This window comes from Rhodanobacter sp. Col0626 (assembly GCF_049994385.1).
Taxonomy (GTDB): domain Bacteria; phylum Pseudomonadota; class Gammaproteobacteria; order Xanthomonadales; family Rhodanobacteraceae; genus Rhodanobacter.
The window spans coordinates 1,757,607-1,782,011 of record NZ_CP188260.1 but is presented as its reverse complement, the minus strand read 5'-3'; the positions used below and the strand labels follow the sequence as shown (position 1 = coordinate 1,782,011).

Sequence of the window (24,405 nt, the reverse complement as noted above, 5' to 3'; positions counted from 1 at the left end):
GCAAGTCCTGGCGTGAACCAATGCATCATCGATCAGAGTCCCAGTGCGCGACGGCACCAGCTGAGCAACGGTCCCCAGTACAGCCCCAGTGCCAGCAGCGACAGCGCATTCAGCGACAGCACGACACGCAATGGTTTGTCCTGCTGCGCCTGCAGCGCGCTACCTTCGACCGGCTTGTCGAAGTACATCACCTTGACCACGTACAGGTAGTAATACAGGCCGATGATGGCAAACACGATGCCGACGATGGCCAGCCATAGCATGTTGGCGTGGATCGCTGCCTCCAGCACCAGCACCTTGGCCCAGAAACCGAACAGCGGCGGCACCCCGGCCAGCGAGAACATGGCCAGCAACATCAGGAAAGCCATCCACGGCGACTTCTGGTTGAGTCCCTTCAGATCGGCGATTTCCTCGCACTCGAAACCGGCCCGGCTCATCGCCAGCATGACGCCGAAAGCGGCCACGCCCATCAACGCGTAGCAGATCGCGTAGAACATCGCCGCGGCGTAACCTTCCGGCCCGGCGGCAGCCAGGCCCAGCAGCAGGTAACCCATGTGCGAAATGGTCGAATACGCCAGCATGCGCTTGAGGTTGGTCTGCACGATCGCGACCAGGTTGCCGATCGCCAGCGACAGCACCGCCAGTACCGCCAGCATCAGCTGCCAGTGCTGCGCCAGATCGCCCATGCCGGCGTCGAGCAGGCGGTAGGCCATGCCGAACGCAGCCAGCTTCGAGCCCGAAGCGATGAACGTCGTGACCGGCGTCGGCGCGCCCTGGTAGACGTCGGGAATCCACATGTGGAACGGCGCAGCGCCGAGCTTGAAACCGATGCCGACGATCATGAAGATCAGGCCGAACAGCAGTAGCGTAGGCGCCGTGGTGTAACTCATCACGTTGTGCAGCTGGGCCAGATCCAGGCTCGGCGTGCCGCCCATGCCGGATGCTCCGTAAACCATCGACATGCCGTACAGAAGCATGCCCGAAGCCAGCGCACCCAGCACGAAGTACTTGATCGCCGCCTCGGACGGAAGCTTCGCATCGCGATTCAGCGCAACCAGTGCGTACGACGACAGCGACAGCAACTCCAGCCCCAGGTACACGGTGATCAGGTTGCCGGCAGAAACCAGCAGCATGATGCCGATCACCGCGAAGATCATCAGCGTGTAGAACTCGCCGATCAGCAGCTTGCGATCAACCAGGTACGGCCGCGCATAGACGAACACCAGCACGGTGGTGAGCAGTGCAAACACCTTGAGGATCTCGGCCACGTCGTCACGCACGAACATGCCGCCGAACGCGGTCATCGCCTGCTCCGGCTGACCGGCAACGATCAGATACATCGCCACCAGCAGCACGACGATCGAGATCCAGTGCAGCAGCGGGCGCTGCGCGGGTTTCATGAAGGCGTCCAGCAGCAACAGCAGGCACGCCGCCGCCACCAGATAGAACTCCGGCAGCAGGATCAGGATGTCATTGATAGTTGGCATGGTCGATCCCGATCAAATCTTGTGAATGGCGAGCTGCTGCACCAATTGCGCCACCGAGCTGTCCATCAGGTGGATCAGCGGCTGCGGCCAGATACCCAGTGCCAGTACGGCGGCGGCGAACGCCACCAGCACGAACGTCTCGCGGCCGTTGATTTCCTTCATCTCCGCCACGTGCGGATTGGTGATCTCGCCCCACAGCACGCGCTTGACCAGCCACAACGTGTAGGCCGCACCGATGATCAGCGTGAACGCGGCGAACAACGCGATCCATGGACTGGCCGCGAAGCTGGCCAGGATCACCATGAACTCGCCGACGAAACCGCTGGTGCCCGGCAAGCCGCAATTGGCCATCGCAAACAGCACGTAGAAGAAGCCGAACCACGGCATCACGTTGATGACGCCGCCGTAATCCTTGATCTGTCGCGTGTGCACACGGTCGTACATCACGCCGATGCAGGTAAACATGGCGCCGGAAATGAAGCCGTGCGAAATCATCTGGACCATTGCACCCTGCATGCCGAGCAGCGCCATGTCGGTATGGCCTGAATCGCGCACCAGCATGAAGGCAATGAAGATACCCAGCGTGACAAAGCCCATGTGGGCTACCGACGAATACGCCACCAGTTTCTTCATGTCCTCCTGCACCAGCGCGACGTAGCCGATGTAGACGATCGCGATCAGGCTGAGCACGATGATCAACCAGGCGAAGTGCGCGCCGGCATCCGGCACGATCGGCAGGATGAAACGCAGCATTCCGTAGGTGCCGACCTTCAGCATCACCGCCGCCAGCACCACCGAGCCACCGGTCGGCGCCTCCACATGGGCGTCCGGCAGCCAGGTATGCACCGGCACCATCGGCACCTTGATCGCGAAGGCGATCAGGAACGCAAAGAAAATCCAGCTCTGCTCCTTCATCGTCAACGGCAGGGCCGCCAGCGTCGCCAGATCGAAGGTGTGCGCCTTCTGGTACAGGTACAGCAGCGCGATCAGCATGAAGACCGAGCCGAAGAACGTATAGATGAAGAACTTCAGCGTCGCGTACACGCGGCGCGGTCCACCCCAGATACCGATCAGGATGAACATCGGAATCAGGATCGCCTCGAACAGCGCGTAGAACAGCAGCGCGTCGGTGGCACAGAACACGCCGATCAGCAGGCCTTCCAGCATCAACATGGCGGCCATGTACTGGTGCGGCTTGTCCTGGATCACTTCCCAGGCGCCGGCGATCACCAGGATGCCGACGAAGGTCGTCATCACGATCAGCGCGACCGAGATGCCATCGACAGCCAGGCCGTAATGCACGCTCCACGAAGTGATCCACAGGTAACTTTCGGTCAGCTGCATGCCACCCGCATCGGGGTGGTACTGCACCAGCAGGAACAGGCTGACCACGAAGGTCAGCACCGCCACCAGCAGCGACAGCCAGCGTGCCAGGTTGGGCCGGGCCGAACCGGCGAGCAGCACCGGAATCGCACCGATGACGGGTAGCCAGATCAGCAGGCTGAGCAAGTGATTGAACATGGATCCCGTTTCCTTATTGCCCGGCCAGTCCGGTACCAATGAACCAATACCCGCCAAGCAGCAGGATCAGGCCGAGAATCATCGCGAAGGCATAGTGGTAGAGATAACCCGACTGCAGGCGGCGTACGGTCGCTGCCATGCGATGCACCACACCCACGGTGCCGTTGACCATCGCGCCGTCAATGGCGCCCTGCTCGCCGACCTTCCAGAAGATCCGACCCAGCATGACGCCGCCGCGGGCAAACAGCGCGAAGTAGACGTTGTCGACCCAGTACTTGCGATCGAGCACGGTCCACAACGGCTTCAATGCCTGTTTGAGCTTGCCCGCCATGGCCGGATTGAACAGGTAGATATAGGTCGTGATCACGAACGCCGCCAGCACCAGGAAGAACGGCAGCTGGGTGAAGCCGTGCAGCGCCATCGTCATCGAGCCGTGGAATTCCTGACCCAGCTCGGCCAGCACGTTGTTGGCTTCTTCCACGTGGATCGCACCGCCGAACCAGTTGCCGAACAGCATCGGCCCGACCGTGAAGAAACCGACCAGCAGCGACGGAATCGCCAGCAGTACCAGCGGCAGCGTCACTACCCACGGCGACTCATGCGGCGCATGCGCCAGCACGCCCGGTTCATGATGGCCATGATCGTCATGGTCGGCATGGCCGTGGCCATGCTGCTCGACGACCTTGAAGCGCTCCTTGCCATGGAAGGTCAGGTACATCTGGCGGAACGTGTACAGGCCCGTCACCAGCGCACCGGCCATCACGCAGAAGTAGGCGTAATGCGCACCCCAGCGATGCGACAGGCCGACTGCCTCGATGATCGCGTCCTTCGAATAGAAGCCCGATGTGAACGGCACCGCCACCAGCGCCAGCGAACCGATCCACATGGTGATCCAGGTGATCGGCATGTACTTGCGCAGACCGCCCATGTAGCGCATGTCCTGCTCGTGGTGCATCGCGATGATCACCGAACCGGCGCCGAGGAACAGCAGCGCCTTGAAGAACGCGTGCGTCATCAGGTGGAACACCGCACCGGAGTACATCGACACGCCCAGCGCCACCGTCATGTAACCCAGCTGCGACAGCGTGGAGTACGCGATCACCCGCTTGATGTCGTTCTGCACGATACCGATCAAACCGGTGAACAATGCGGTCGTCGCACCGATCACCAATACGAAGCTCAGCGCGGTCGACGACAGTTCGAACAGCGGCGACATGCGCGCCACCATGAAGATGCCCGCGGTGACCATCGTCGCCGCATGGATCAGCGCCGAAATCGGGGTCGGACCTTCCATCGAGTCGGGCAGCCACACATGCAACGGCACTTGCGCCGACTTGCCCATCGCGCCGATGAACAGGCAGATGCAGATCACCGTGGCGGCATCCCACTGCGTATGCGCGGTGATCTGCAGGGTCTTTCCGATCAGGCCAGGCGCCGCACCGAAGGCCGTGGCGTAATCCAGCGTACCGAGGAAATACAGAACCGCGGCGATACCGAGCAGGAAACCGAAGTCGCCCACGCGGTTGACCAGAAAAGCCTTCAGGTTGGCGAAGATCGCGGTCGGACGCTTGTACCAGAAGCCGATCAACAGGTACGACACCAGGCCAACCGCTTCCCAGCCGAAGAACAGCTGCATGAAGTTGTTGCTCATGACCAGCATGAACATCGAGAAGGTGAACAGCGAGATGTAGCTGAAGAAGCGCTTGTAGCCCGGGTCGTCGCTCATGTAGCCGATGGTGTACACGTGCACCAGCAGCGACACGAAACTCACCACCACCAGCATCATCGCCGTCAACCGGTCCACCAGAAACCCGACACTGGCGTTGAAGTGGCCGATCTGGAACCAGGTATAGAGATTCTGGTTGTAAGCCTCGGCACCACCCAGCGTGAGCTGGTAGAGCACGTAAAACGAGAGCGCACAGGAAATCGCCACGCCGAGGATGGTGACGGTGTGCGAACCGGCGCGGCCGAGGAACTTGCCCAGGAAACCGGCAAGCAGGCAGCCCACCAGCGGCGCCAGTGCGATCGTCAGCAGAATGGATGTCGAAAGCTGCATCGGGTCAACCCTTCATGCTGTCGATGTCGGCGATATTGATCGTGCTGCGATTGCGGAACAGCAGCACCAGGATCGCCAGGCCGATGGCGGCTTCCGCCGCGGCCACGGTGAGGATGAAGAACACGAACACCTGGCCCGACACGTCGCCGAGGAAACGCGAAAACGCCACGAAGTTCATGTTCACGGCGAGCAGCATCAACTCGATCGACATCAGCAGCACGATCACGTTCTTGCGATTGATGAACAGTCCGGCGACGGCGATGCAGAACAGCACCGCACCGAGCACGATGTAGTGTGCGAGCGAGATCATGGCTGCGGCTCCTGTGGCACGGTCGGCTCATCGGGACGGACGGCGGCCATCTTCACGATGCGTATGCGATCGCGCGGGTTGACCTTGACCTGCTGGCTGGCCGATTCATGGCGCGCATCGGTGCGCTGGCGCAGGGTCAACGCCACTGCCGCCACCACGCCCACGGTGAGGATCAGCGCGGCAATCTCGAACGGCAGCAGGAATTTCGTATACAGCGCCTGCCCCAGCCATGCCGTGTTGGACACGCCAGCTGCCGTGGCGGGATCGGTCCCCATGACCTGCCCATGCATGGCGCGCACACCGATCAGGCCGAGCATCTCGGCCAGCATCGCCAGCGCCACGATCACACCGACCGGAAGGAACTTGACGAAGCCCTCGCGCATTTTTTCCTGGTCGATGTCCAGCATCATCACCACGAACAGGAACAGCACCATCACCGCGCCGACGTAGACCACGATCAGCGCCAGTGCCAGGAATTCGGCGTCGAGCAACATCCAAAGACAGGCGGCGCTGAAGAAGGTAAGCACCAGCGCCAGTACCGCGTGCACGGTGTTCTTCAGCGTGACCACCGATAGCGCGGCAGCCACGGTGACGAAGCCGAAGGCGTAGAAACAGATGAGTTGGAGCAGTTGGGGATTCATCGATTGGCCTCAGCGGTACGCCGCATCCTGCGCGCGGTCGGCGGCGATCTGCTGTTCGAAGCGATCGCCGATGGCAAGCAACTGCTGCTTGGTCACCACGTTCTCGCCACGGTGCTCGAAGTGATATTCGTGGATCGAGGTTTCGACGATCGAGTCCACCGGGCAACTCTCTTCGCAAAAGCCGCAGAAGATGCATTTGAACAGGTCGATGTCATAGCGCGTGGTGCGGCGCTGACCGTCGCCCTCGCGTGGTGCCGAATCGATCGTGATCGCCAGCGCCGGGCACACTGCCTCGCACAGCTTGCACGCGATGCAGCGCTCCTCACCGTTCGCATAACGGCGCAACGCGTGCAGGCCACGGAAACGGTTCGATTTCGGAATGTGCTCCATCGGATAGCGCACGGTGTACTTCGGCTTGAACAGGTAGCGCATGGTCAGGCCCATGCCCTGGAACAGCTCGATCAGCAGCAGGCTCTTGAAATAGCCGGTAATGCGATTCATTGGTTATGCCCCCACGCCGATGCTGACCCAGCCGAAATACTTCATGCAGCCGGCAACCATGACCCACACGATGGCGATCGGGATGAACACCTTCCAGCCCAGCCGCATGATCTGGTCATAGCGGTAGCGCGGAAAGGTGGCGCGGAACCAAAGGAACATGAAGGAGAACAGGAACGCCTTGATGAACAGCCAGATGAAGCCACCGTGCCCAATGAAACCCCAGGACGGCGGGAACGGCGACAACCAGCCCCCCATGAACAGGATCGCGGCCAGGAAGCTGACCAGGATCATGTTGGCGTACTCGGCCAGGAAGAACAGCGCGAACGCCGAACCGGAATATTCCACGTGGAAACCGGCCACGATCTCCGACTCGCCCTCGGCCACGTCGAACGGCGCGCGGTTGGTCTCGGCCACGCCAGAGATGAAATAGACCACGAACACCGGCAACAGCGGCAACCAGAACCAGTCGAAGATGCCCTTGCTGCCGGCTTGCGCATTGACGATGTCGGAGAGGTTCAGCGAACCGGCCAGCACCAGCACGCAGACCAGGCACAGGCCCATCGCCAGCTCATAGGAAATCACCTGCGCGGCCGAACGCATCGCACCGAGCAACGCATAACGCGAGTTGGATGCCCAGCCGGCGATGATGATGCCGTACACGCCTATCGAGGTCATCGCCAGCAGGTAGAGCACGCCGGCATTGGCATTGGACAGCACCATCTTGCCGCTGAACGGAACCACCGCCCATGCCGCCAACGCCGGCACCAACGCGATCATCGGCGCCATGTAATACAGGAAGCGATTCGCCTTGGTCGGCAGGATCACTTCCTTGATCAGCAGCTTGGTCACATCGGCGAAGGCCTGCAGCATGCCGAACGGACCGACCTTGTTGGGCCCCATCCGTACATGCATCCAGCCGAGAACCTTGCGCTCCCAGTACACGAACATGGCCACGGCGATGACCAGCGGCAACACGATGCAAAGGATGTAGATGATCGGCCACACGAGCTGGTTGATGAATTGATCAGCCATGATGCTTATGCCTTGCTCAGGGTGATGGCCGCGCCGTAAGGCGGCAGCATGGCGGTGAGATCCTGGGCGGCCTCGATCCAGGCCGCACCGTCCGGAACGGAGGCGTCGACCACCAGTGGCAGCGTGACTTCGCCGATGCGCAGCTGAGCACCATCGGTGAAACCGAGCCGCTTAGCTTCGGCCGCGTTCAGGCGCGCCGCCGGCGCTCGATTGAGCGGATGCGCATTCAACGCAGTGGCACGACGCAACACGGCATCACCGCGATAGATCGGCCAAGTCGCCAGACGGGTCAGTCCGGCGGCAGTGGCGCGCGCAGCCAGGTTGCTGCGCGACGGTGCTGCTCGCTCGCTGATGCCGTCACGCAAGCCGGCAAGATCGTCGAACTCGAAACCCGCCAGTTGCAGGGCGCCGCCCAGCGCGCGCAATACCTTCCAGCCCGGACGGGTCTGTCCGGGCGCCTTCGCGCCGGCAGTCACGCCTTGCGCCAGGCCATCGACATTGACCAGGGTGGCATCGATTTCCGGCAACAGGGCAATCGGCAGGATCACGTCGGCCACTTCGCGCAACGCGGTGCTGGCATAGGCGCTGAAGGCCACGACCTGTTCCGCGCCACGCAATGCCTTGAGCGCGGCCGCGCCATCGGCAAAGTCATGCGGTGGCTCGACGCCGTACAACACGTAGCTCTTGCGCGGCTGCGCCAGCATTGCCTGGGCATCCAGCCCACCGTTGCCTGCCACCACGCCCAGCTTGCCGAGGCCGATCGCGTTCGCACCGACCGGCAATTCGTTGTAGCCGGCACCGGTCGCGTCAGCGATGAAGCGGGCAATGGCGCGCAACCAGGATGCCTGCGGATGGGTGACTGCGGCTTCGCCGAGAATCACCACCGCCCTGCCCGACTTCAAGGCAGCGATCGCATCGTTGTCGCCATCGTCGCTTTGCGCGGCGTTGATCGCATCGGCAAGTGGCGCCGGTGCGCTCGCACCGGTGCCGACCGCGGCCTTGGCCAGCGACAGCAGCGCATCGACCAGTGCCTGCGGCGCCACGACCGCTTCGCCAGCCAGTTTGTAGTTGAAATCGAAGTGCGCCGGATTGACCGTATAGACCTTCGCACCCTTCTTCACCGCCTGATGCAGGCGATGATTGACCAACGGCATTTCATGGCGCAGGTCGGACCCCACCAGCAAGGCCGCCTTCACCTTGTCCACTTCGGCCACCGGCAGCGCGAACGGCTGTGCCACGGCGTTATCGGCAAAGTCGAGCTGGCGCAGGCGATGGTCGATGTGCGCGCTGCCCAGGCCGCGGGCAAGCCGCATCAGCAGGTCGCCTTCCTCGTTCGAGGTCGCCGGGTGCAACAGAATTCCCAGTTCGCTGCCCGGCGCTTTCTTCAGCGCGTCGCCGGCGAACTGCAGGGCGTCTTCCCAGGTCGTCGACTGCCATTGGCCATTGCGCTTCACTTCGGGCGCAATGATGCGATCGTCCGCGTACATGCCTTGATGGCTGTACCGGTCGCGATCGGACAACCAGCATTCGTTGATCGACTCGTTGTCGCGCGGCACCGTGCGCAGCACTTCGCCACGGCGCGTGTGCAGCCACAGGTTGGAACCCAGCGCATCGTGATAACCAATCGACGGCTTGGCGATCAATTCCCATGCGCGCGCCTTGAACTGGAACGGCTTGTTGGTCAGCGCGCCGACCGGGCAGACATCGATGATGTTGCCGGACAGCTCGGTCGTGACCGTCTTGCCGATATACGTACCGATCTGCAGGTTCTCGCCGCGGCTCATGCCACCCAGCTCGTAGGTGCCGGCGATCTCGCTGGTGAACCTCACGCAGCGCGTGCACTGGATGCAGCGGGTCATTTCAGTGGCGACCAGCGAACCGAGGTTCTCGTCGGCGATGGTGCGCTTGCGTTCGGTGTAGCGGGACACGCTGCGGCCATAGCCCAGCGCCACGTCCTGCAGTTCGCACTCGCCACCCTGATCGCAAATCGGGCAATCCAGCGGATGGTTGATCAGCAGAAATTCCATCACGTCTTTCTGGAACTTCAGCGCCTTGTCCGAGCGCGTCATCACCTTCATGCCTTCCGCCACCGGGGTGGCGCAGGCCGGCTGCGGCTTGGGCATCAGCTTGCCGCCCATCTCCACATCGACCAGGCACATGCGGCAGTTCGCGGCGATCGGCAGCTTGCGGTGGTAGCAGAAACGCGGAATCGCGACGCCGATCGCGTCGGCCGCCTCGATGATCATGGCGCCCTTGCGGATCTGCGTCGGCTTGCCGTCGACCTCGATGTTGATCAGGTCAGGCGCGGTGCTGGTTGGCTGCGCACTCATGCAGCAACTCCACGGTTAATTTCGGAAAGCCTGTCCTCGACCATCGAGCGACCGTGCTGCACGAAGTATTCGAATTCGTTCCAGAAGCGTGCCAGGAAACCCTGCACCGGCCATGCGGCGGCTTCGCCGAACGCGCAGATGGTGTGGCCCTCGATCTGGCCGGCGATCGCCTTCAGCCGATGCAGGTCTTCGTCAGTGCCATTGCCTTCGACGATGCGCGACAACACCCGGTACATCCAGCCGGTACCCTCGCGGCACGGCGTGCACTGACCGCACGACTCGGCCATGTAGAAACGGGAGATGCGATGGCAGACCCTGACCATGCAGGTGGTGTCGTCCATCACGATCACCGCGCCGGAACCGAGACCCGACCCGGCCTTCTGCAGGCAGTCATAGTCCATCGTGCTTTCCAGCATGATGTCGGCCGGCAGCACCTTCATCGAGGAACCGCCGGGAATCACCGCCTTCAGCTTGTGTCCGTTGCGCACACCGCCGGCCATCTCCAGCAGATCCTTGAACGGCGTGCCGAGGCGGATCTCGAAATTACCGGGCTTGTTGACGTGGCCGGAGACCGAGAAAATCTTCGGACCGCCGTTGTTCGGCTTGCCGAGATTGAGGAACCAGTCGGCGCCGTTGCGCAGGATGGCCGGCACCGAAGCGTACGTTTCGGTGTTGTTGATGGTGGTCGGCTTGCCGTACAGGCCGAAACCGGCCGGGAACGGCGGCTTGAAGCGCGGTTGGCCCTTCTTGCCTTCCAGCGACTCCATCAACGCGGTTTCCTCACCGCAGATGTAGGCACCGGCACCGAGTGCGTTGTAGATATCCACGTCGATGCCGCTGCCTTGCAGGTTCTTGCCCAGCAGGCCGGCCGCGTACGCTTCCTTCAACGCTTCCTCGAGATGCTCGTAGGGCTCGTGGTGGAACTCGCCGCGCAGGTAGTTGTAGGCGACGGTCGAACCGGTGCAGTAACAGGCAATTGCCAGACCCTCGATCACCGCGTGCGGGTTATAGCGCAGGATGTCGCGATCCTTGGCCGTGCCGGGCTCGGATTCGTCCGAGTTGCACAGGATGTATTTCTGCATGTCGCCCTTGGGCATGAAGGACCACTTCAGCCCGGTCGGGAAGCCTGCGCCGCCGCGGCCGCGCAGGCTGGACTTCTTGATTTCCTCGATCAGGCCGGCCGGATCGGGCTTCTCGGCCAAGATCTTCTTCCACGCCTTGTAGCCGTCCATCTGCACATAGCTGTCCATCGCCCACGGTTTGTCGAAATGCAGCGTGGTGTAGACGACCTGATGGTCCTGGGGTGCGGGTCCGACGGCCATTAGTGTTTCCCTTCCGCGCCGTGCGGGGCGGGACCGTCGATGGTCAGGCCGTCGAGGATCGCGTCGAGTTTCTCGGTGGTGAGATGTTCGTAATAGTGACCGTTCACCGTCATCGCCGGTGCATAGACGCAGGCGGCAATGCACTCCTCTTCCTGCTTCAGGTAGACACGGCCATCGGGCGTGCTTTCGCCCAGCTTGATGCCAAGCTTTTTCTCGCAGTGGCGCACCAGACCCTCGGCGCCGTTGAGCCAACACGAGATGTTGGTGCAGATCGCCACGTTGTTGCGGCCGACCGGCTTGGTCTCCAGCATCGAGTAGAAGCTGGCCACCTCGTACGCCCACACCGCTGGCAGGTCGAGATACTTCGCGACCGCGGTAATCAGCTCGTCGGTGAGGAAGCCCTTGTTCTGCTCCTGCGCGCCAAACAGCGCCTGGATCAGCGCCGAGCGCTTGCGATCGGGCGGGAACTTGGCGACCCATTCATCGATGTGATGGCGGGTGTGGTCGGTGAGTACGGCAAGCGGATCGACGTTCCTGACCTGCTCGAAATGTCCGGTGGCTTTCATGCGTTGAACTCCGGGATTCGGGATTCGGGATTCGGGATTTGTAAATAACCCGTCCCGCTATCGGCGAACCTCGATGCGGTGTGAAATTTGCGGCGATGACGACTGCTGGAATTCGACGCCTGAAGCACCGGGCCGCTGCACGCTGCTCTGTCGAATCCCGTATCCCAAATCCCAAATCCCGTATTCATCGATCCACTTCGCCGAACACGAGGTCATAGGTACCGATCATGGCCACCACGTCGGCGAGCATATGGCCGCGCACGATGGTGTCCATGGATGACAGATGGGCGAAGCCCGGGGCGCGCAGGTGCACGCGGAACGGCTTGTTGGCGCCGTCGGAAACCAGGTAGCAGCCGAACTCGCCCTTCGGCGCCTCGACCGCGGCGTAGGTTTCGCCGGCCGGCACGCAATAGCCTTCCGTGAACAGTTTGAAGTGATGGATCATCGCTTCCATGTCCTCCTTCATCTCGACCCGCGACGGCGGCGCGACCTTGAAGTTTTTCACCATCACCGGCCCCGGATTGGCCTTCAGCCACTGCACGCACTGACGGATGATCCGGTTGGACTGGCGCATCTCTTCCACGCGCACCAGGTAACGGTCGTAGCAGTCGCCGTTGACGCCCACCGGGATATCGAAATCCATCTCGGCGTACTTCGCATACGGCTGCTTCTTGCGCAGATCCCACTCCACACCGGAGCCGCGCAGCATCGCACCGGTCATGCCCCATTGCTGGGCCAGTTCCGGGCTGACCACACCGATGCCTACCGTGCGCTGTTTCCAGATGCGGTTGTTGGTGAGCAACTCCTCGTATTCGTCCACCTTCGACGGAAAGTCGGCAGTGAACGCATCGAGGAAGTCGAGCATCGAGCCCTCGCGCCAGCTGTTCAGGCGCTTCAGATCCGTGCCCTTGTGCCAGGGCGACTCGCGGTACTGCGACATCTGCGCCGGCAAGTCGCGGTAGACGCCACCGGGACGGTAGTACGTGGCGTGCATGCGCGCGCCCGACACCGCCTCGTAGACGTCCATCAACTCCTCGCGTTCGCGGAACGCATACAGGATCACCGCCATCGCGCCGAGGTCGAGCGCGTTGGAGCCGATCCACATCAGGTGATTCAGGATGCGCGTGATCTCGTCGAACATGGTGCGGATGTACTGCGCGCGCTCCGGCGCCTCGATCCCCAGCAGGGTCTCGATCGCCTTCACGTAGGCGTGCTCGTTGCACATCATCGACACGTAGTCGAGCCGATCCATGTAGCCGATCGACTGGTTGAACGGCTTGGACTCGGCCAGCTTCTCGGTGCCCCGATGCAGCAGGCCCACGTGAGGATCGGCACGGACGATGGTCTCGCCGTCCATCTCCATCACCAGGCGCAGCACGCCGTGGGCGGCCGGATGCTGCGGGCCGAAGTTCATCGTGTAGTTGCGGATTTCCTGCATGCTCAATTCTCCCGCCACTTGTCGGCGGCTTCGGCTTGCGCCTGCACCAGATCGGCGTCATTGCGGATGGCGCGCGGCACCAGCACGCGCGGCTCGATCGACACCGGCTCGTAGATCACCCGTTTCTGCTCGGGGTCGTAGCGCACCTCGACATTGCCGATCAGCGGGAAATCCTTGCGGAAAGGATGGCCGACGAAACCGTAGTCGGTGAGGATCCGGCGCAAGTCGGGGTGCCCGTCGAAAATGATGCCGTACAGGTCGAACGTCTCGCGCTCGAACCAGTTCACGCCGGGCCAGACCAGGGTCAGCGACGGCACCATCGGCAGCGAGTCATCTGCGCAGAACACGCGCAGGCGCAGGCGACGGTTGTGCTCGATCGACAATAGATGGATCACCGCGGCGTAACGGCGCGGCTGGTTTTCACCGTTGCCGCGCGGTCGCCCGGCCCAGTCGAAACGTCCCTGCGCCTGGCCTTCCACACCGCGCGAAAAACCGTCGCCGTCGGCCGTGTTGGTTTCCCACTCGGTCTGGCCGTAGCCGAGGTAGTCGACGCCACAAAGATCGACCAGCTCGCTGAAGCGGAATGCCGGCTCGTCACGCAACGCGGTAGCCACCGCGATCAGGTCGGCGGCGGCCAGCTCGGCGGTGATCTCGTTGCGTACCGTGCTGATGGTCAGCGTGTCGCCGAATCGCGCAGCGAGGCGCTCGGCCAGCGAGGTCGCAGGTGTGTCGGACATATCAGGGCCTCTACGAACGCGCGATGGTGCTGGTGCGACGGATTTTCTTCTGCAACTGCAGGATGCCGTGGATCAACGCCTCGGCCGTCGGCGGGCAGCCCGGCACATAGATGTCCACCGGCACGATGCGGTCGCAACCGCGCACCACCGAATAGGAGTAGTGGTAATAGCCGCCGCCGTTGGCGCAGCTGCCCATCGAGATCACCCATTTCGGCTCGGGCATCTGGTCGTAGACCTTGCGCAAGGCGGGGGCCATCTTGTTGACCAGGGTACCGGCCACGATCATCACGTCGGACTGGCGCGGGCTGGGGCGGAAGATCACGCCGTAGCGATCCAGATCCAGACGCGACATGCCCGCATGCATCATTTCGACCGCACAGCAGGCCAGGCCAAAAGTCATCGGCCACATCGATCCGGTGCGCGCCCAGTTCATCAATGCGTCGACGCTGGTGGTGGCGAAGCCGCGTTGCACCACCGGGTTGTCGCCGGCCGGCCGCAGGATGTCGTCCACCAGATTCAGTGGCTGCGGGTTGTGCATCATCTTGTCGATGCTGGACATCACTCCCATTCGAGTGCTCCCTTCTTCCACACGTAGGCAAAACCGACGACCAGCAACAGCAGGAACAGCCCCATCTCGATCAGGGCAGTCAGCCCGATCTGCTGGAACACCACCGCCCAGGGAAACAGGAAGGCGATTTCCAGATCAAAGATGATGAACAGGATGGCGAGCAGGTAATAGCGCACGTCGAAACGCATGCGCGCGTCCTCGAACGCCTCGAAACCGCACTCGTAGGGCGCAAGTTTTTCCGCTTCAGGTCGACTCGGGCCGGCCAGCAGGCCGATCGCCAGCAACACCAGGCCAAGGCCGGTGGCAACGCCGATAAACAACAGGACAGGCCAATATTCGGCAAGCACGATGCAACGTACCTCCGCGCCAACAGGCGCATCAGTGACCGCGGGATTCAATCCAGTAACTCACGGTCCGGCGACTTCGATTCGGCAGGCCGATACGGCCATGGGCTGCTCAGCCATGCTGGGGGCCAAGCCACCAGCGTCCGATGTTCCACGAGATGGGCTCGCGAATCCCGCCATTGTATCAGTGCACGGTGGTACAACAAGCCTTGACGACGACAACGCGTGGATTTATCGACGCCGGATGTTGTGCCCTCGACGGGGCGCGGACGTCACATGGTGTGCGTGGCGCGCTCGGATGTCAGCGTACCGGCCAGGATGTTTTCGATCCGGCTGCGTGCCGCTTCGGCGTCGCCCGACTCGTTGAAGTGAATGCCGATGCCGGCAGTACGGTTGCCCTGCGCACCGACCGGGCTGATCCAGACCACCTTGCCGACCACGGACAAACGCTCGGTTTCTTCAGCCAGTGTCACCAGCAGCACGACTTCATCACCGAGTGAATACGACTGCGCGGTCGCCGCGAACAGGCCGCCATGCTTCAGGAACGGCATGTACGCGTTGTACAGCGAGGCCGCGTCCTTGATTTTCAGTGAAATGATGCCCTGACGGGCAGCCATGGGTTTCATGTTGGGCTCCTGCCGGACGTTCCCATCGTCCGATCGATGATGGTGATCTTAGAGGCTGCGCTGCGCTCGCACCACTGCTGCGACAGCTCACCGGCCATCGGGCTGTCCCGCCAGCAGCGACTGCCGCTCGTTCACCAGCTTGGCCCATGACGCCGGCGGCACCCAGCCGGCGACCCACTGCGGCACCGCTTCGGCCGGCATCGGCCGCGAGATCGAGAATCCCTGCAACTGATGGCAACCTAGCGACGCCAGCAAATCGCCCTGCTCCGCCGTCTCGACGCCTTCGGCAATGACGGTTCTGGCCAGCATGCGTGCGGTAGTGATGACACCTGCGGCGATCGCCATGTTGCGTTCGTCGCTGAGAATGTCGCGTACGAAACTCTGGTCGAGCTTGATGTGTTCGATGTCCAGTTGCTGGATATGGCTCAACGACGCACTGCCGGTGCCGAAATCGTCCAGACCGACGCGGATGCCGCGGCGGCGGCATTCCTCGATCACCACCTTCGCGCGGGCGTGATCCATCGACGGCCCGGTCTCGGTCACCTCGACGCCGAAGCCCAGGTCCATGATGCCCGGATAGGTATCGAGCACCGCGTCGATGTCGCTGAAGAAGGCCGGATGCAGCAGATGCCGGGTGCTGATGTTGATCGAGACGGGAATCGGGAAGCCAGCCTGCATCCACGACTGGCAACGCCGCAGTGCCTCGTCCAGCACATAACGACCGATCGGCCGTGCCAGTTGCGGATCATCCAGCACATGCATGAAATCTGCCGGCGAAATCAGCTCCTCGCCGTTGTCGCCCAGGCGCAGCAGGGCTTCCATGCCCGCCACGCCATGCAGGCCGGGCAAGCCGTCGATGTAGACGATCGGCTGGAACAGCAATTGCAAGTGCGACTGCTGCAACGCCTGCGCGATCCGCTCGCGCATTGCCTGCAATCGCAACTGCTCCAGCTCCATCGCCGGCTCGTACAGCGCACCACGATCCTTGCCCTCCTCTTTCGCCGCATACATCGCCAGGTCGGCATGGCGAACCAGGCCCTCCGGCTCGGATTCGTCGATCGGATACAGCGTCCAGCCCACGCTGGCGGACAAGTACAACTGCTCGCCCAGCAGGTTGAACGGCGCCCGCAGCGCCTGCAGGATGCATCGACTGATCACGTCGAGTTGCTCGCGACTGTCCAGGCCGGGAATCACCAGCGCAAACTCGTCGCCGCCAAAGCGCGCCAGCACGTCGGCTTCACGCAACATGCCCAGTATCCGTGCCGACGCTTCCGCCAGCACGTGGTCGCCGCCACCGTGGCCGATCGTGTCGTTGACGCTCTTGAAGCGGTCGAGGTCGAGCACGCCAACAGCCAGCAGGGAGTGTTGTTGCGAAGCCCGCGTGCGCGCCTGCTCCAGCAATTCGAACAGCAGCCGCCGGTTCGGCAGGCCGGTGACCACGTCGTAGAACGCGAGTCGCTCGACCCGCGCCTCGTGCATCTTCTGTTCGGTGATGTCGCGCTGGTGCCAGAGCCGCCCCTGCGGTTCGCCATCGATGCTGATCGGGGTGTAATCGCGAAGGAAGATGCGTCCGCCCTTCACCGCGACCTCGTCGCCCTTGACCACTTCGTCGCGCGCCAGAATTTCCTGGATCCGGGCCCATTCCCGCTCGGGATCCTTGTACGCCTGTTTCAACTGCGAGTAGACCAGCTCGGCCGGCTGGCCTTCCAGTTCGGCCGGTGTCTGGGACAGGCCGAACAACGTGCAGAATGCCTCGTTGGCAAACTTCACCCGCTGATCCTTCGATACGACCAGGATCCCGGCGTACTGCTTGGACAGGATGGTGCGGAAGTGCTGCAGGTTGAACCTCAGATCCTGTTCGGCCGCGAGCCGTGCCGCATGCCCACGCTGCATCTGGATGCCCAGCCCCAGCTCGATCGCCATTTCGGAAAAAACCTGGAGCTCGACGGTGCTGAATGCATCCGCCTGCACCGCACCGATCACGAAGACGCCGATAATCGCGCCGTCCACCCGCAAGGGCAGCGCCAGCACGGCGCCAAGGTCCGTGATCGCCACGTCTGCCGGACAACACGCATCGATCGTTGCCGGTGGATGACTGACCTGCGCATTCCCCGTAGACATCGCAAGCAAGGCCGGCGTATCGACCATCCTCGCGTCAGCGAGATCCAGCCGGGATCCGATCCCGGCACCGTCAGCCGACCCTTCGCATGCGCACAAACGCAAAGGGCCCGAGTTGCCGTCCAGCAGGCCGATCCATGCAGTCCGGTATCCGCCAATGCAACGAGCAGCACGACACGCTTCGATCAGCAGGGTCTGCTCGTCCGCGCTATGGGTTACCCGTTTGATGATCTCGCTGAGCAACCGCAGCGCGCAGCGCTGGCGTGCTTCGTCCCGTACCGATTGCAGCAGCCGGATGCGTTGCTCGTGCGCTTCCAGTCCCAACCCGATGCTGGCTGCCGCCTGCTGCAGCAGTTCGATCATCCGCGCGGAAAAGAAACTGGCATGGGATGCCCGGATCACCAGGGCGGCGCACACTTCGCCAAATTTCAGCACCGGAACCGCGATCGCGGCAGTCACGTCATGGCGGATGTACGCAGGACGGAACATCTCCAAACCCTGCGTGTGGCGGATATCGGCTTCGACCTGTGGCTCGCCCTGCCAGAACGCGGCGCGCGCCATGGTGAACGGGACACGCTCAGGGTAGATATCGGCCATGCCGTTGGCCACCCGGGCGGGAGCGATCCGTTGCATCCAGGCTGCACCGCGATCCAGTTCGCCCACCATCACGAGGCGGGCGCCGATGCGTCGTTCCAGCACCTCGATGACCGCCTCGTACAACACGGGAGGTTCAAGCGAACGAACCAGCAGCTGGCCGATCTCGGACAGCGCGGCGTAAAAGCTCTCGCTGGACGATGAATCCGCCCCACCGTTGACCCGCTCCGATTTCTGATCCGTTGTGTGCATTGACGCAGCCAGCCAGATGGACCGATTCAGTCGCTACTGTCTTGATTCATACGTGTCCGGATCCGCTGAAATCGTTGCCGGCCCCGATACGGCAAATGCGACGATCGGCCAAGCCGCATCGTCTTTTCCCCAGCGCCCGCCGGGCCCCCAACCGACAAACACCGGCCCACGCTAGCCCTGTCAATCGCCTCGCGCAAGGCCTGCGTCGGCGCGACCGGATGGGCGCGTCAGCTCGCACCATCCCCAATAATCGAAAATCCACGGCGAGCGCAAAGTCAGCGCCAGTCGCGCGAAACACGGCGACGTCAATCCAGGCTGTGGCGACAGATGGAACCGACCTGCCGAATCACGCTGCAACGGTGCATCGCGCCAGCGCCAGCTGCGCGCTCCCCCCGGGCTGACCACGCTAAGCCGCAACCAGGGCCGCAGCCATGCGGACGGTTGCCATGGCAGCGCGGTCGCGCCGCCGACCGGTGACGTTGCCACTCCGGCATAGCATTCGGGGCGGGCAGCGAGGCGGATCAATCGCTTGCCGCTCAACGCCATCTGGCTGCGATGCGCGGCCAGCGCGAGGAGCTTGTTTGCCGATTGCGCAGCGGTACCGTGCGCTTCGATGGGCCGGTCGCCAGCCGCGGCGTGGCCATGAACCAGGTAAGCCAGCAAGGGCGGCACGTCAGCCTGCCGCGCCAGCGCCAGACGCACCAGCACATGGGTCGCGCCATGGTCGGGATGACGGTCGGACAGCGCAGGAGCCGTCACCAGGGTGGGGCGGAACTCGGCAATCGCCGCAGACAGCGCCAGCAGGGCGGTGTCGTCCCGCAACAGCGCATCGGTGATGCCCATGTCGGACCAGCCCTGCGGCTGCAATGCCTGCACCGGTACGTCGAGACATTGCAGCGCACGCAACATCTCGGCGTATCGGCGACGCCCCCAGCGCTGTCGATCGACCGCGCGAAGAATCACGCGCCGCTCCAGCCAGCGTTGCGGCCATGGATTGTTGTCGCCTGCCGTGAGCAGCAGTATCCGCACCTCGCCACCTGCCGCCAGCACCTGCTGGATCAGGACGCCGGTGGCGATGGTTTCATCGTCCGGATGCGGCGCGACCACCAGCAGGCGGGTTTGCGTGGAGAACGCCGGCATCACGCTCGCTGTCACGGCATGGTTGTCGGCGTTGCTCAACGCCACTGAGCCAGCAACTCCAGCAGCAACAGGTCGCCGCGCAACGGGCCACGGAAACCTTCGCGGGTACGATTGACCGCGTCATACCAGCAGCCCAGCGACTCGACATCCATCGCACTGGCCAATGGCCCGGTACCTGCCGCCGAACGTGCCTTGATTTCGTCAGCCGTGGCCTGCGCGGCAAACCAAAGCCGCTGCGCCGGCTCGTTGTCCAGCCAGCGCTTCACCACCTCGGTCGGCTGCCCGCGACCGGCCGCCAGCGCGGTCAGGTCCTTGCGCACTTCCTGTCGCCGTTCCAGCGCGCCTTCACCGGACCACGCCCGTGCCAGGCCGGGGTTGCCGCCTGCCGCGGCAAGCGCAGCGGCAGCATCGCGGACGCCTTCATCCTGCAACCAGGTCAATGCTTCGGTGGTGGCGGGCAGATGGAACTCGATCCGCTGGCAGCGGCTGCGAATGGTCTGCGGCAGACGCCACGGCGCATCGGCAAGCAGGATCAGCATGGTTTGCGAAGCGGGCTCCTCCAGCGTCTTCAGCAGGGCATTGGCGGCGGCCGGGTTCATCGCGTCGGCTGGATCGATGGTGGCCACCTGCCAACCACCGAACTGGCTGTTCATGGCCAGTCGTGCCGACAATTCACGGATCTGATCGACCACGATCTCGCTACGTTGCACGCCGTCCTTGCGCAGGCCGAAGCTCAGCGATACCACGTCCGGATGCGAGCCCGCAGCCAGCAACAGGCAACTGCGGCAATGTCCGCAGGCGTCACCGTTGACTGGCTCGGCGCACAACAATCCCGCCACGAAACGCTGCACGAACGCACGCTTGCCCAGACCGGCCGCACCACACAGCAACAAGGCGTGAGGCAGCGCATCGCGCTGGCGGCGGGCCTGCAGCCGGGCCCAGTGTTCGGCATGCCAGGGCAATCCGTTCATCGCGGCGCTTCTCCGAACAGGGGCGTCAACGCCCGTGTCGCCGCCAGCAATACCGCCGCCGGCGTCTGACTGGCGTCAATCACCCGGAAACGACCAGGCTCGGCCGCGGCACGTTCGCGATAACTCGCGCGCACGCGCTCGAAGAATGCATCCGCCTCCACCTCGATGCGGTCGGCATCGCCGCGACCGGCGGCGCGGGCGCGACCGACGGCCACCGGCAGGTCCAGCAGCAAGGTCAGCTCGGGCTGCACGCCATCACAAGCCCAGCGCTCCAGTTCGGCGATGCGCTCCACCGGTTGGCCGCGACCGCCCCCCTGATAGGCATAGCTGGCGTCGACATAACGGTCGCAAAGCACCCAGCGGCCGGCACGCAGGGCCGGTTCGATCACCTCCCGCACCAGCTGCGAGCGCGAGGCGAACATCAACAGCAGTTCCGTTTCGGCGGCCAGCCCGTGGTGTAGCGGATCCAGCACGATGCTGCGCACTGCCTCGCCGATGCCGGTGCCGCCGGGCTCGCGCGTCAGCACCAGCTCGATGCCATGCCCTTCGATGCATTCACGCAGACCGGCCAGCAGGGTGCTCTTGCCGGCACCTTCGCCGCCCTCGAGACTGATGAATTTTCCGCGCACGGTCGTCATTGGCACCGTTTCCGCTGATAGCAGTCGACGTTGCGATTGTGTTGCTCCAGCGAGCTGGCAAACACATGCCCGCCATCACCACGGGCCACAAAATAGAGCGCGTCGCCGGCGGCCGGATGCAAGGCCGCTTCAAGTGCAGGCTTGCCCGGCAAGGCAATCGGGGTCGGTGGCAGGCCAGACCGCGTATAGGTGTTGTAAGGCGTGTCGGTGGTGAGGTCGCTCTTGCGGATGTTGCCGGCGTAGCTGGCGCCCATGCCGTAGATCACGCTGGGATCGGTCTGCAACAGCATGTGGTTTTCGAGCCGTCGCACGAACACGCCGGCGATCCGGGCTCGCTCGTCCGGACGGCCGGTCTCCTTTTCCACGATCGAGGCCAGGATAAGCGCCTCGTACGGCGTGGTCAGCGGAAGATTCTTCTCGCGCCCCGGCCACAACGCGGCGAGTGCCTTGACCATCGACTCATGCGCTCGCCTGAGGATGTCGATGTCGCTGTCGCCTTTCACATAGGCATAGGTTTCCGGCAGGAAACGCCCCTCCGGCGCTTCGCCCCCGGCACCGATTTTCTGCATGATCGCGGCATCGTCGAGCGCCGCGCCGTCATGGTTCAATTTTTCCGCTTTTGCCAGCGCCTGGCGCAACTCGGCAAAGGTCCAGCCATCGACGATGGTGAACAGTCGCCGAAGTACCTTGCCGGCGGCCATGTTGGCAAGCAACCGACGCGGCGTGATGCCCGGCTCCAGCGCGTATTCGCCGGCATGCAGCTTGCCCGCCACGCGCATCTGCTCGGCCAGCAGACGCCAGTACAGCGGACTGCCCGTGCTGAGGTTGCGCTGGCGCAATTCGCCGACAATGCTCTTGAAACTGCTACCGCGACTGATGTCGATGCTGTCGCCCTGCGTCGTCACATTCAGCGGCGTGGCGCTGAAGCGGTTGAAATCGTGCCAGCCGTAGGCCAGCGCCGCCGCGGCCAGCAGCACGATCAGCAGCAGCACCTTCGGCATGACACGCCCGTGCGCCGGTTTGTCTCTCATCCGCCCTGCTCCATCGAAAATCCCAGATTGCGCCAATGCTGTTGCGCCTGACGAGTTGCCGCACCCGGCGCATAGCTCCGCTCGTCCAGCGAGCGCACCGGCAGGATGCCGCGCACGCTCGAACTGAGGAAGACTTCGCTGGCGCCCAGCAACGCAGCGAGCGTCAGTTCACCGACCTGCGCCTGCGGACAGGCCGCCGCCAGTACTTCGGCGCGCGCCACACCGGCCACGCCGCATCGATCCAGTGCCGGTGTCAGCAGCACGCCATCGACCACGGCGAACAGGTTGGCCATGGTCGCCGAAATGACCCGGTCATGGCTATCGCACAACACGCCCTCGGCGATGGCCGGATCGTCCCATTCGGCACGTGCCAGCACTTGTTCCAGTCGATTCAGGTGCTTCAGGCCGGCGAGAAGCGGCTGCTCGGCCAGCCGGATGGCGCAGGTGCGCATGCACATGCCCTGCGCCTGAATATCGCGGTCGACGTGCGGCGGCGGAAAAGCCGCCACCACGCGGGTTGGCGTCGGCGATGCCGGCATGGCGTAGCCCCGCTCGCCGGAACCGCGCGTCAGCGTGAGGCGCACCACCGCATCCGGCATGTCGCGGCTGACCTCCAGCGCTTCGCGCCAGCACTGCACCGGATCCGGTGACGGTATCCGCAGGCGCTCACATCCCTGCATGAGCCGCTGCATGTGCCGTTGCCACAACGGTGCCGTCGTACCGACCAGGCGAATGCTTTCGAACAACCCGTCACCGTAGGCCAGCCCGCGATCCAGCGCCGACACGTGCGCGGACGCCACGCCGTTGATCAGCATGCGCGCCATCAGTCCGGCACGCCCAGTGCGCGCAACAGGCCGCGCGCCTTGGCGCGGGTTTCATCAAGCTCGCTGGCCGCCACCGAATCGGCGACGATGCCGGCACCCGCGCGCAGGCTGACGTCGGTGCCGGTCAGGGTCAGCGTGCGGATCAGGATGTTCAAGTCGAGATCACCGTGGCGGTCGAGGTAACCCAGCGCGCCGGTATACGCGCCACGCGGCGCGTCTTCCAGAGCGGCAATGATTTCCATGCAGCGCACCTTGGGACATCCGGTGATGGTGCCGCCGGGAAAGGTCGCGGCGATCACCTCACCCGGCGTCACGTCGGCACGCAGGCGTCCGCGTACATTGGAGACGATGTGGTGAACGTGGGCGTAACTCTCCACCGCCATCAACTCGTCGACCTCGATCGTGCCGGGTACGCAGACGCGACCCAGATCGTTGCGTTCCAGGTCGATCAACATCACGTGTTCGGCGCGTTCCTTCGGATGCGCGCTGAGCTCACGGATGCGCGCCAGCTCATCGTCCCCGAGCAGGCGCGGACGCGTGCCGGCGATCGGGCGGGTCTGTGCCACACCGGCGCGCACCTCGACCAGCCGCTCCGGTGAGGAACTCACCACCGCCCAGTCCGGTTGTTGCAGCAGACCGGCAAAGGGTGCCGGGTTGGCCTGGCGCAACACGGCGTACAACGAGGCTGGCGTGGGAGGCTGCGTATAGCGCGCGCGCCAGGCCCGCGACAGGTTCACCTGGAAAATGTCGCCTGCGTAGAGATGCTCGTGAATGCGCGCCACGCCATCAAGGAATCGTTGCGGCGCGTCCTCGTTCCAGCTGTCCAGCATCGGCAGCGGTGGAATCGACGGTGCCGCGGCGAGATCGGTTTCCAGGGTGTCCAGCAGGTCTTCATGGCCCGCTTCGGCGAGCAGGATCGTGCATTCACGTAGATGGTCGACGATCACCGCAGCTGGACAACGCACGGCCATCGCCACCGGCAATGCCTCTGGCTGGTGCAGCGTCAGCGTCGGTTCGATTTCACCGGCCAGTTCATACGCCAGCAGCAACACCCAGCCACCGTGGAACGGCAGCTCATCCTCGGTAGGCGGCAACCGTTCGGCTTGCCAGGCGGCATCGAGTGCGTCGAGGAAACGCCCCTCGCGCGGCACTCCCGCATCGTCACGCAGGCAGCCGTCGGCCTGCAGCGTCAGCCGCTCGCGTGGAAACGCGAACAGGATGTCGTAACGCGACTGCGCAGTCCCGCGCACGACGCTTTCCAGCAGGCACGGATAACGGCCCGGAAAAGCAGCGGCCGGCGCGAGCAGATCGCGCCGGCCGGCCAGGATACGGCGATGGAAGGTCACGCCTGATCGATC

General features: G+C 63.6%; 22 protein-coding genes. All 22 read right to left on the bottom strand.

The genetic code is table 11. From position 1 onward, the window contains the following. Nucleotides 1-32: 32 nt before the first annotated feature. Nucleotides 33-1,487: an NADH-quinone oxidoreductase subunit NuoN gene (gene nuoN / locus ACPPVV_RS07470; protein WP_426702824.1), complete on the bottom strand. Its 1,455-nt coding sequence runs from the start codon at nucleotides 1,485-1,487 to the stop codon at nucleotides 33-35. A gap of 12 nt (nucleotides 1,488-1,499) precedes the next feature. Beyond that, complete coding sequence (locus ACPPVV_RS07465) at nucleotides 1,500-3,008, bottom strand: NADH-quinone oxidoreductase subunit M (RefSeq protein ID WP_426702823.1); 1,509 nt, start codon at nucleotides 3,006-3,008, stop codon at nucleotides 1,500-1,502. A 13-nt stretch (nucleotides 3,009-3,021) separates the two neighbouring features. Further along, complete coding sequence (nuoL, locus tag ACPPVV_RS07460) at nucleotides 3,022-5,064, bottom strand: NADH-quinone oxidoreductase subunit L (protein WP_426702822.1); 2,043 nt, start codon at nucleotides 5,062-5,064, stop codon at nucleotides 3,022-3,024. Nucleotides 5,065-5,068: 4 nt separating this feature from the next. Continuing rightward, nucleotides 5,069-5,374 (bottom strand): NADH-quinone oxidoreductase subunit NuoK, encoded by a 306-nt coding sequence (nuoK, locus tag ACPPVV_RS07455; RefSeq protein ID WP_007081808.1) that lies wholly within the window; start codon nucleotides 5,372-5,374, stop codon nucleotides 5,069-5,071. Then, nucleotides 5,371-6,015 carry an NADH-quinone oxidoreductase subunit J gene (locus tag ACPPVV_RS07450; RefSeq protein ID WP_426702821.1) on the bottom strand — a complete coding sequence of 215 codons (645 nt, stop codon included), beginning with the start codon at nucleotides 6,013-6,015 and terminating at the stop codon, nucleotides 5,371-5,373. Before ACPPVV_RS07450 ends, nuoK begins: the two co-directional genes overlap by 4 nt. 9 nt (nucleotides 6,016-6,024) lie before the next feature. After that, entirely contained in the window at nucleotides 6,025-6,516 is a 492-nt protein-coding gene (gene nuoI, locus ACPPVV_RS07445; RefSeq protein ID WP_426702820.1) for an NADH-quinone oxidoreductase subunit NuoI, read from the bottom strand. A 3-nt stretch (nucleotides 6,517-6,519) separates the two neighbouring features. Continuing rightward, nucleotides 6,520-7,548 (bottom strand): NADH-quinone oxidoreductase subunit NuoH, encoded by a 1,029-nt coding sequence (gene nuoH, locus ACPPVV_RS07440; protein ID WP_426702819.1) that lies wholly within the window; start codon nucleotides 7,546-7,548, stop codon nucleotides 6,520-6,522. Nucleotides 7,549-7,553: 5 nt separating this feature from the next. After that, on the bottom strand, nucleotides 7,554-9,878 hold the full coding sequence (gene nuoG, locus ACPPVV_RS07435) for an NADH-quinone oxidoreductase subunit NuoG (RefSeq protein ID WP_426702818.1): 2,325 nt from the start codon (nucleotides 9,876-9,878) through the stop codon (nucleotides 7,554-7,556). Further along, nucleotides 9,875-11,200, bottom strand: coding sequence for an NADH-quinone oxidoreductase subunit NuoF (nuoF, locus tag ACPPVV_RS07430; protein WP_426702817.1), 1,326 nt, complete (start codon nucleotides 11,198-11,200; stop codon nucleotides 9,875-9,877). Before nuoF ends, nuoG begins: the two co-directional genes overlap by 4 nt. Next, nucleotides 11,200-11,766, bottom strand: coding sequence for an NADH-quinone oxidoreductase subunit NuoE (gene nuoE, locus ACPPVV_RS07425; protein ID WP_426702816.1), 567 nt, complete (start codon nucleotides 11,764-11,766; stop codon nucleotides 11,200-11,202). Before nuoE ends, nuoF begins: the two co-directional genes overlap by 1 nt. Nucleotides 11,767-11,950: 184 nt before the next feature. Beyond that, the gene (locus ACPPVV_RS07420) at nucleotides 11,951-13,204 is read right to left on the bottom strand and encodes an NADH-quinone oxidoreductase subunit D (protein ID WP_426702815.1); all 1,254 of its coding nucleotides are present in this window, start codon (nucleotides 13,202-13,204) and stop codon (nucleotides 11,951-11,953) included. Nucleotides 13,205-13,206: 2 nt separating this feature from the next. Further along, on the bottom strand, nucleotides 13,207-13,941 hold the full coding sequence (locus ACPPVV_RS07415; protein WP_426702814.1) for an NADH-quinone oxidoreductase subunit C: 735 nt from the start codon (nucleotides 13,939-13,941) through the stop codon (nucleotides 13,207-13,209). Between the two features lie 10 nt (nucleotides 13,942-13,951). Beyond that, nucleotides 13,952-14,509, bottom strand: coding sequence for a NuoB/complex I 20 kDa subunit family protein (locus ACPPVV_RS07410; protein ID WP_426702813.1), 558 nt, complete (start codon nucleotides 14,507-14,509; stop codon nucleotides 13,952-13,954). Continuing rightward, entirely contained in the window at nucleotides 14,500-14,856 is a 357-nt protein-coding gene (locus ACPPVV_RS07405; protein WP_426702812.1) for an NADH-quinone oxidoreductase subunit A, read from the bottom strand. The genes ACPPVV_RS07410 and ACPPVV_RS07405 overlap by 10 nt, the downstream gene beginning before the upstream one ends. Before the next feature lie 269 nt (nucleotides 14,857-15,125). Then, nucleotides 15,126-15,479 carry a PilZ domain-containing protein gene (locus ACPPVV_RS07400; RefSeq protein WP_426702811.1) on the bottom strand — a complete coding sequence of 118 codons (354 nt, stop codon included), beginning with the start codon at nucleotides 15,477-15,479 and terminating at the stop codon, nucleotides 15,126-15,128. Nucleotides 15,480-15,566: 87 nt separating this feature from the next. After that, nucleotides 15,567-18,443, bottom strand: a complete 2,877-nt coding sequence (locus ACPPVV_RS07395; RefSeq protein ID WP_426702810.1) for a bifunctional diguanylate cyclase/phosphodiesterase — start codon at nucleotides 18,441-18,443, stop codon at nucleotides 15,567-15,569. A gap of 180 nt (nucleotides 18,444-18,623) precedes the next feature. Then, entirely contained in the window at nucleotides 18,624-19,628 is a 1,005-nt protein-coding gene (locus ACPPVV_RS07390; protein WP_426702809.1) for a PIG-L deacetylase family protein, read from the bottom strand. Next, the gene (holB, locus tag ACPPVV_RS07385; RefSeq protein ID WP_426702808.1) at nucleotides 19,619-20,554 is read right to left on the bottom strand and encodes a DNA polymerase III subunit delta'; all 936 of its coding nucleotides are present in this window, start codon (nucleotides 20,552-20,554) and stop codon (nucleotides 19,619-19,621) included. The genes ACPPVV_RS07390 and holB overlap by 10 nt, the downstream gene beginning before the upstream one ends. Further along, nucleotides 20,551-21,192 carry a dTMP kinase gene (gene tmk, locus ACPPVV_RS07380; RefSeq protein ID WP_426702807.1) on the bottom strand — a complete coding sequence of 214 codons (642 nt, stop codon included), beginning with the start codon at nucleotides 21,190-21,192 and terminating at the stop codon, nucleotides 20,551-20,553. Before tmk ends, holB begins: the two co-directional genes overlap by 4 nt. Next, entirely contained in the window at nucleotides 21,189-22,223 is a 1,035-nt protein-coding gene (gene mltG / locus ACPPVV_RS07375; protein ID WP_426702806.1) for an endolytic transglycosylase MltG, read from the bottom strand. Before mltG ends, tmk begins: the two co-directional genes overlap by 4 nt. Then, the gene (gene pabC / locus ACPPVV_RS07370; protein WP_426703192.1) at nucleotides 22,220-23,050 is read right to left on the bottom strand and encodes an aminodeoxychorismate lyase; all 831 of its coding nucleotides are present in this window, start codon (nucleotides 23,048-23,050) and stop codon (nucleotides 22,220-22,222) included. The genes mltG and pabC overlap by 4 nt, the downstream gene beginning before the upstream one ends. Beyond that, on the bottom strand, nucleotides 23,047-24,393 hold the full coding sequence (locus ACPPVV_RS07365) for an aminodeoxychorismate synthase component I (RefSeq protein ID WP_426702805.1): 1,347 nt from the start codon (nucleotides 24,391-24,393) through the stop codon (nucleotides 23,047-23,049). The genes pabC and ACPPVV_RS07365 overlap by 4 nt, the downstream gene beginning before the upstream one ends. Nucleotides 24,394-24,405: the final 12 nt, after the last annotated feature.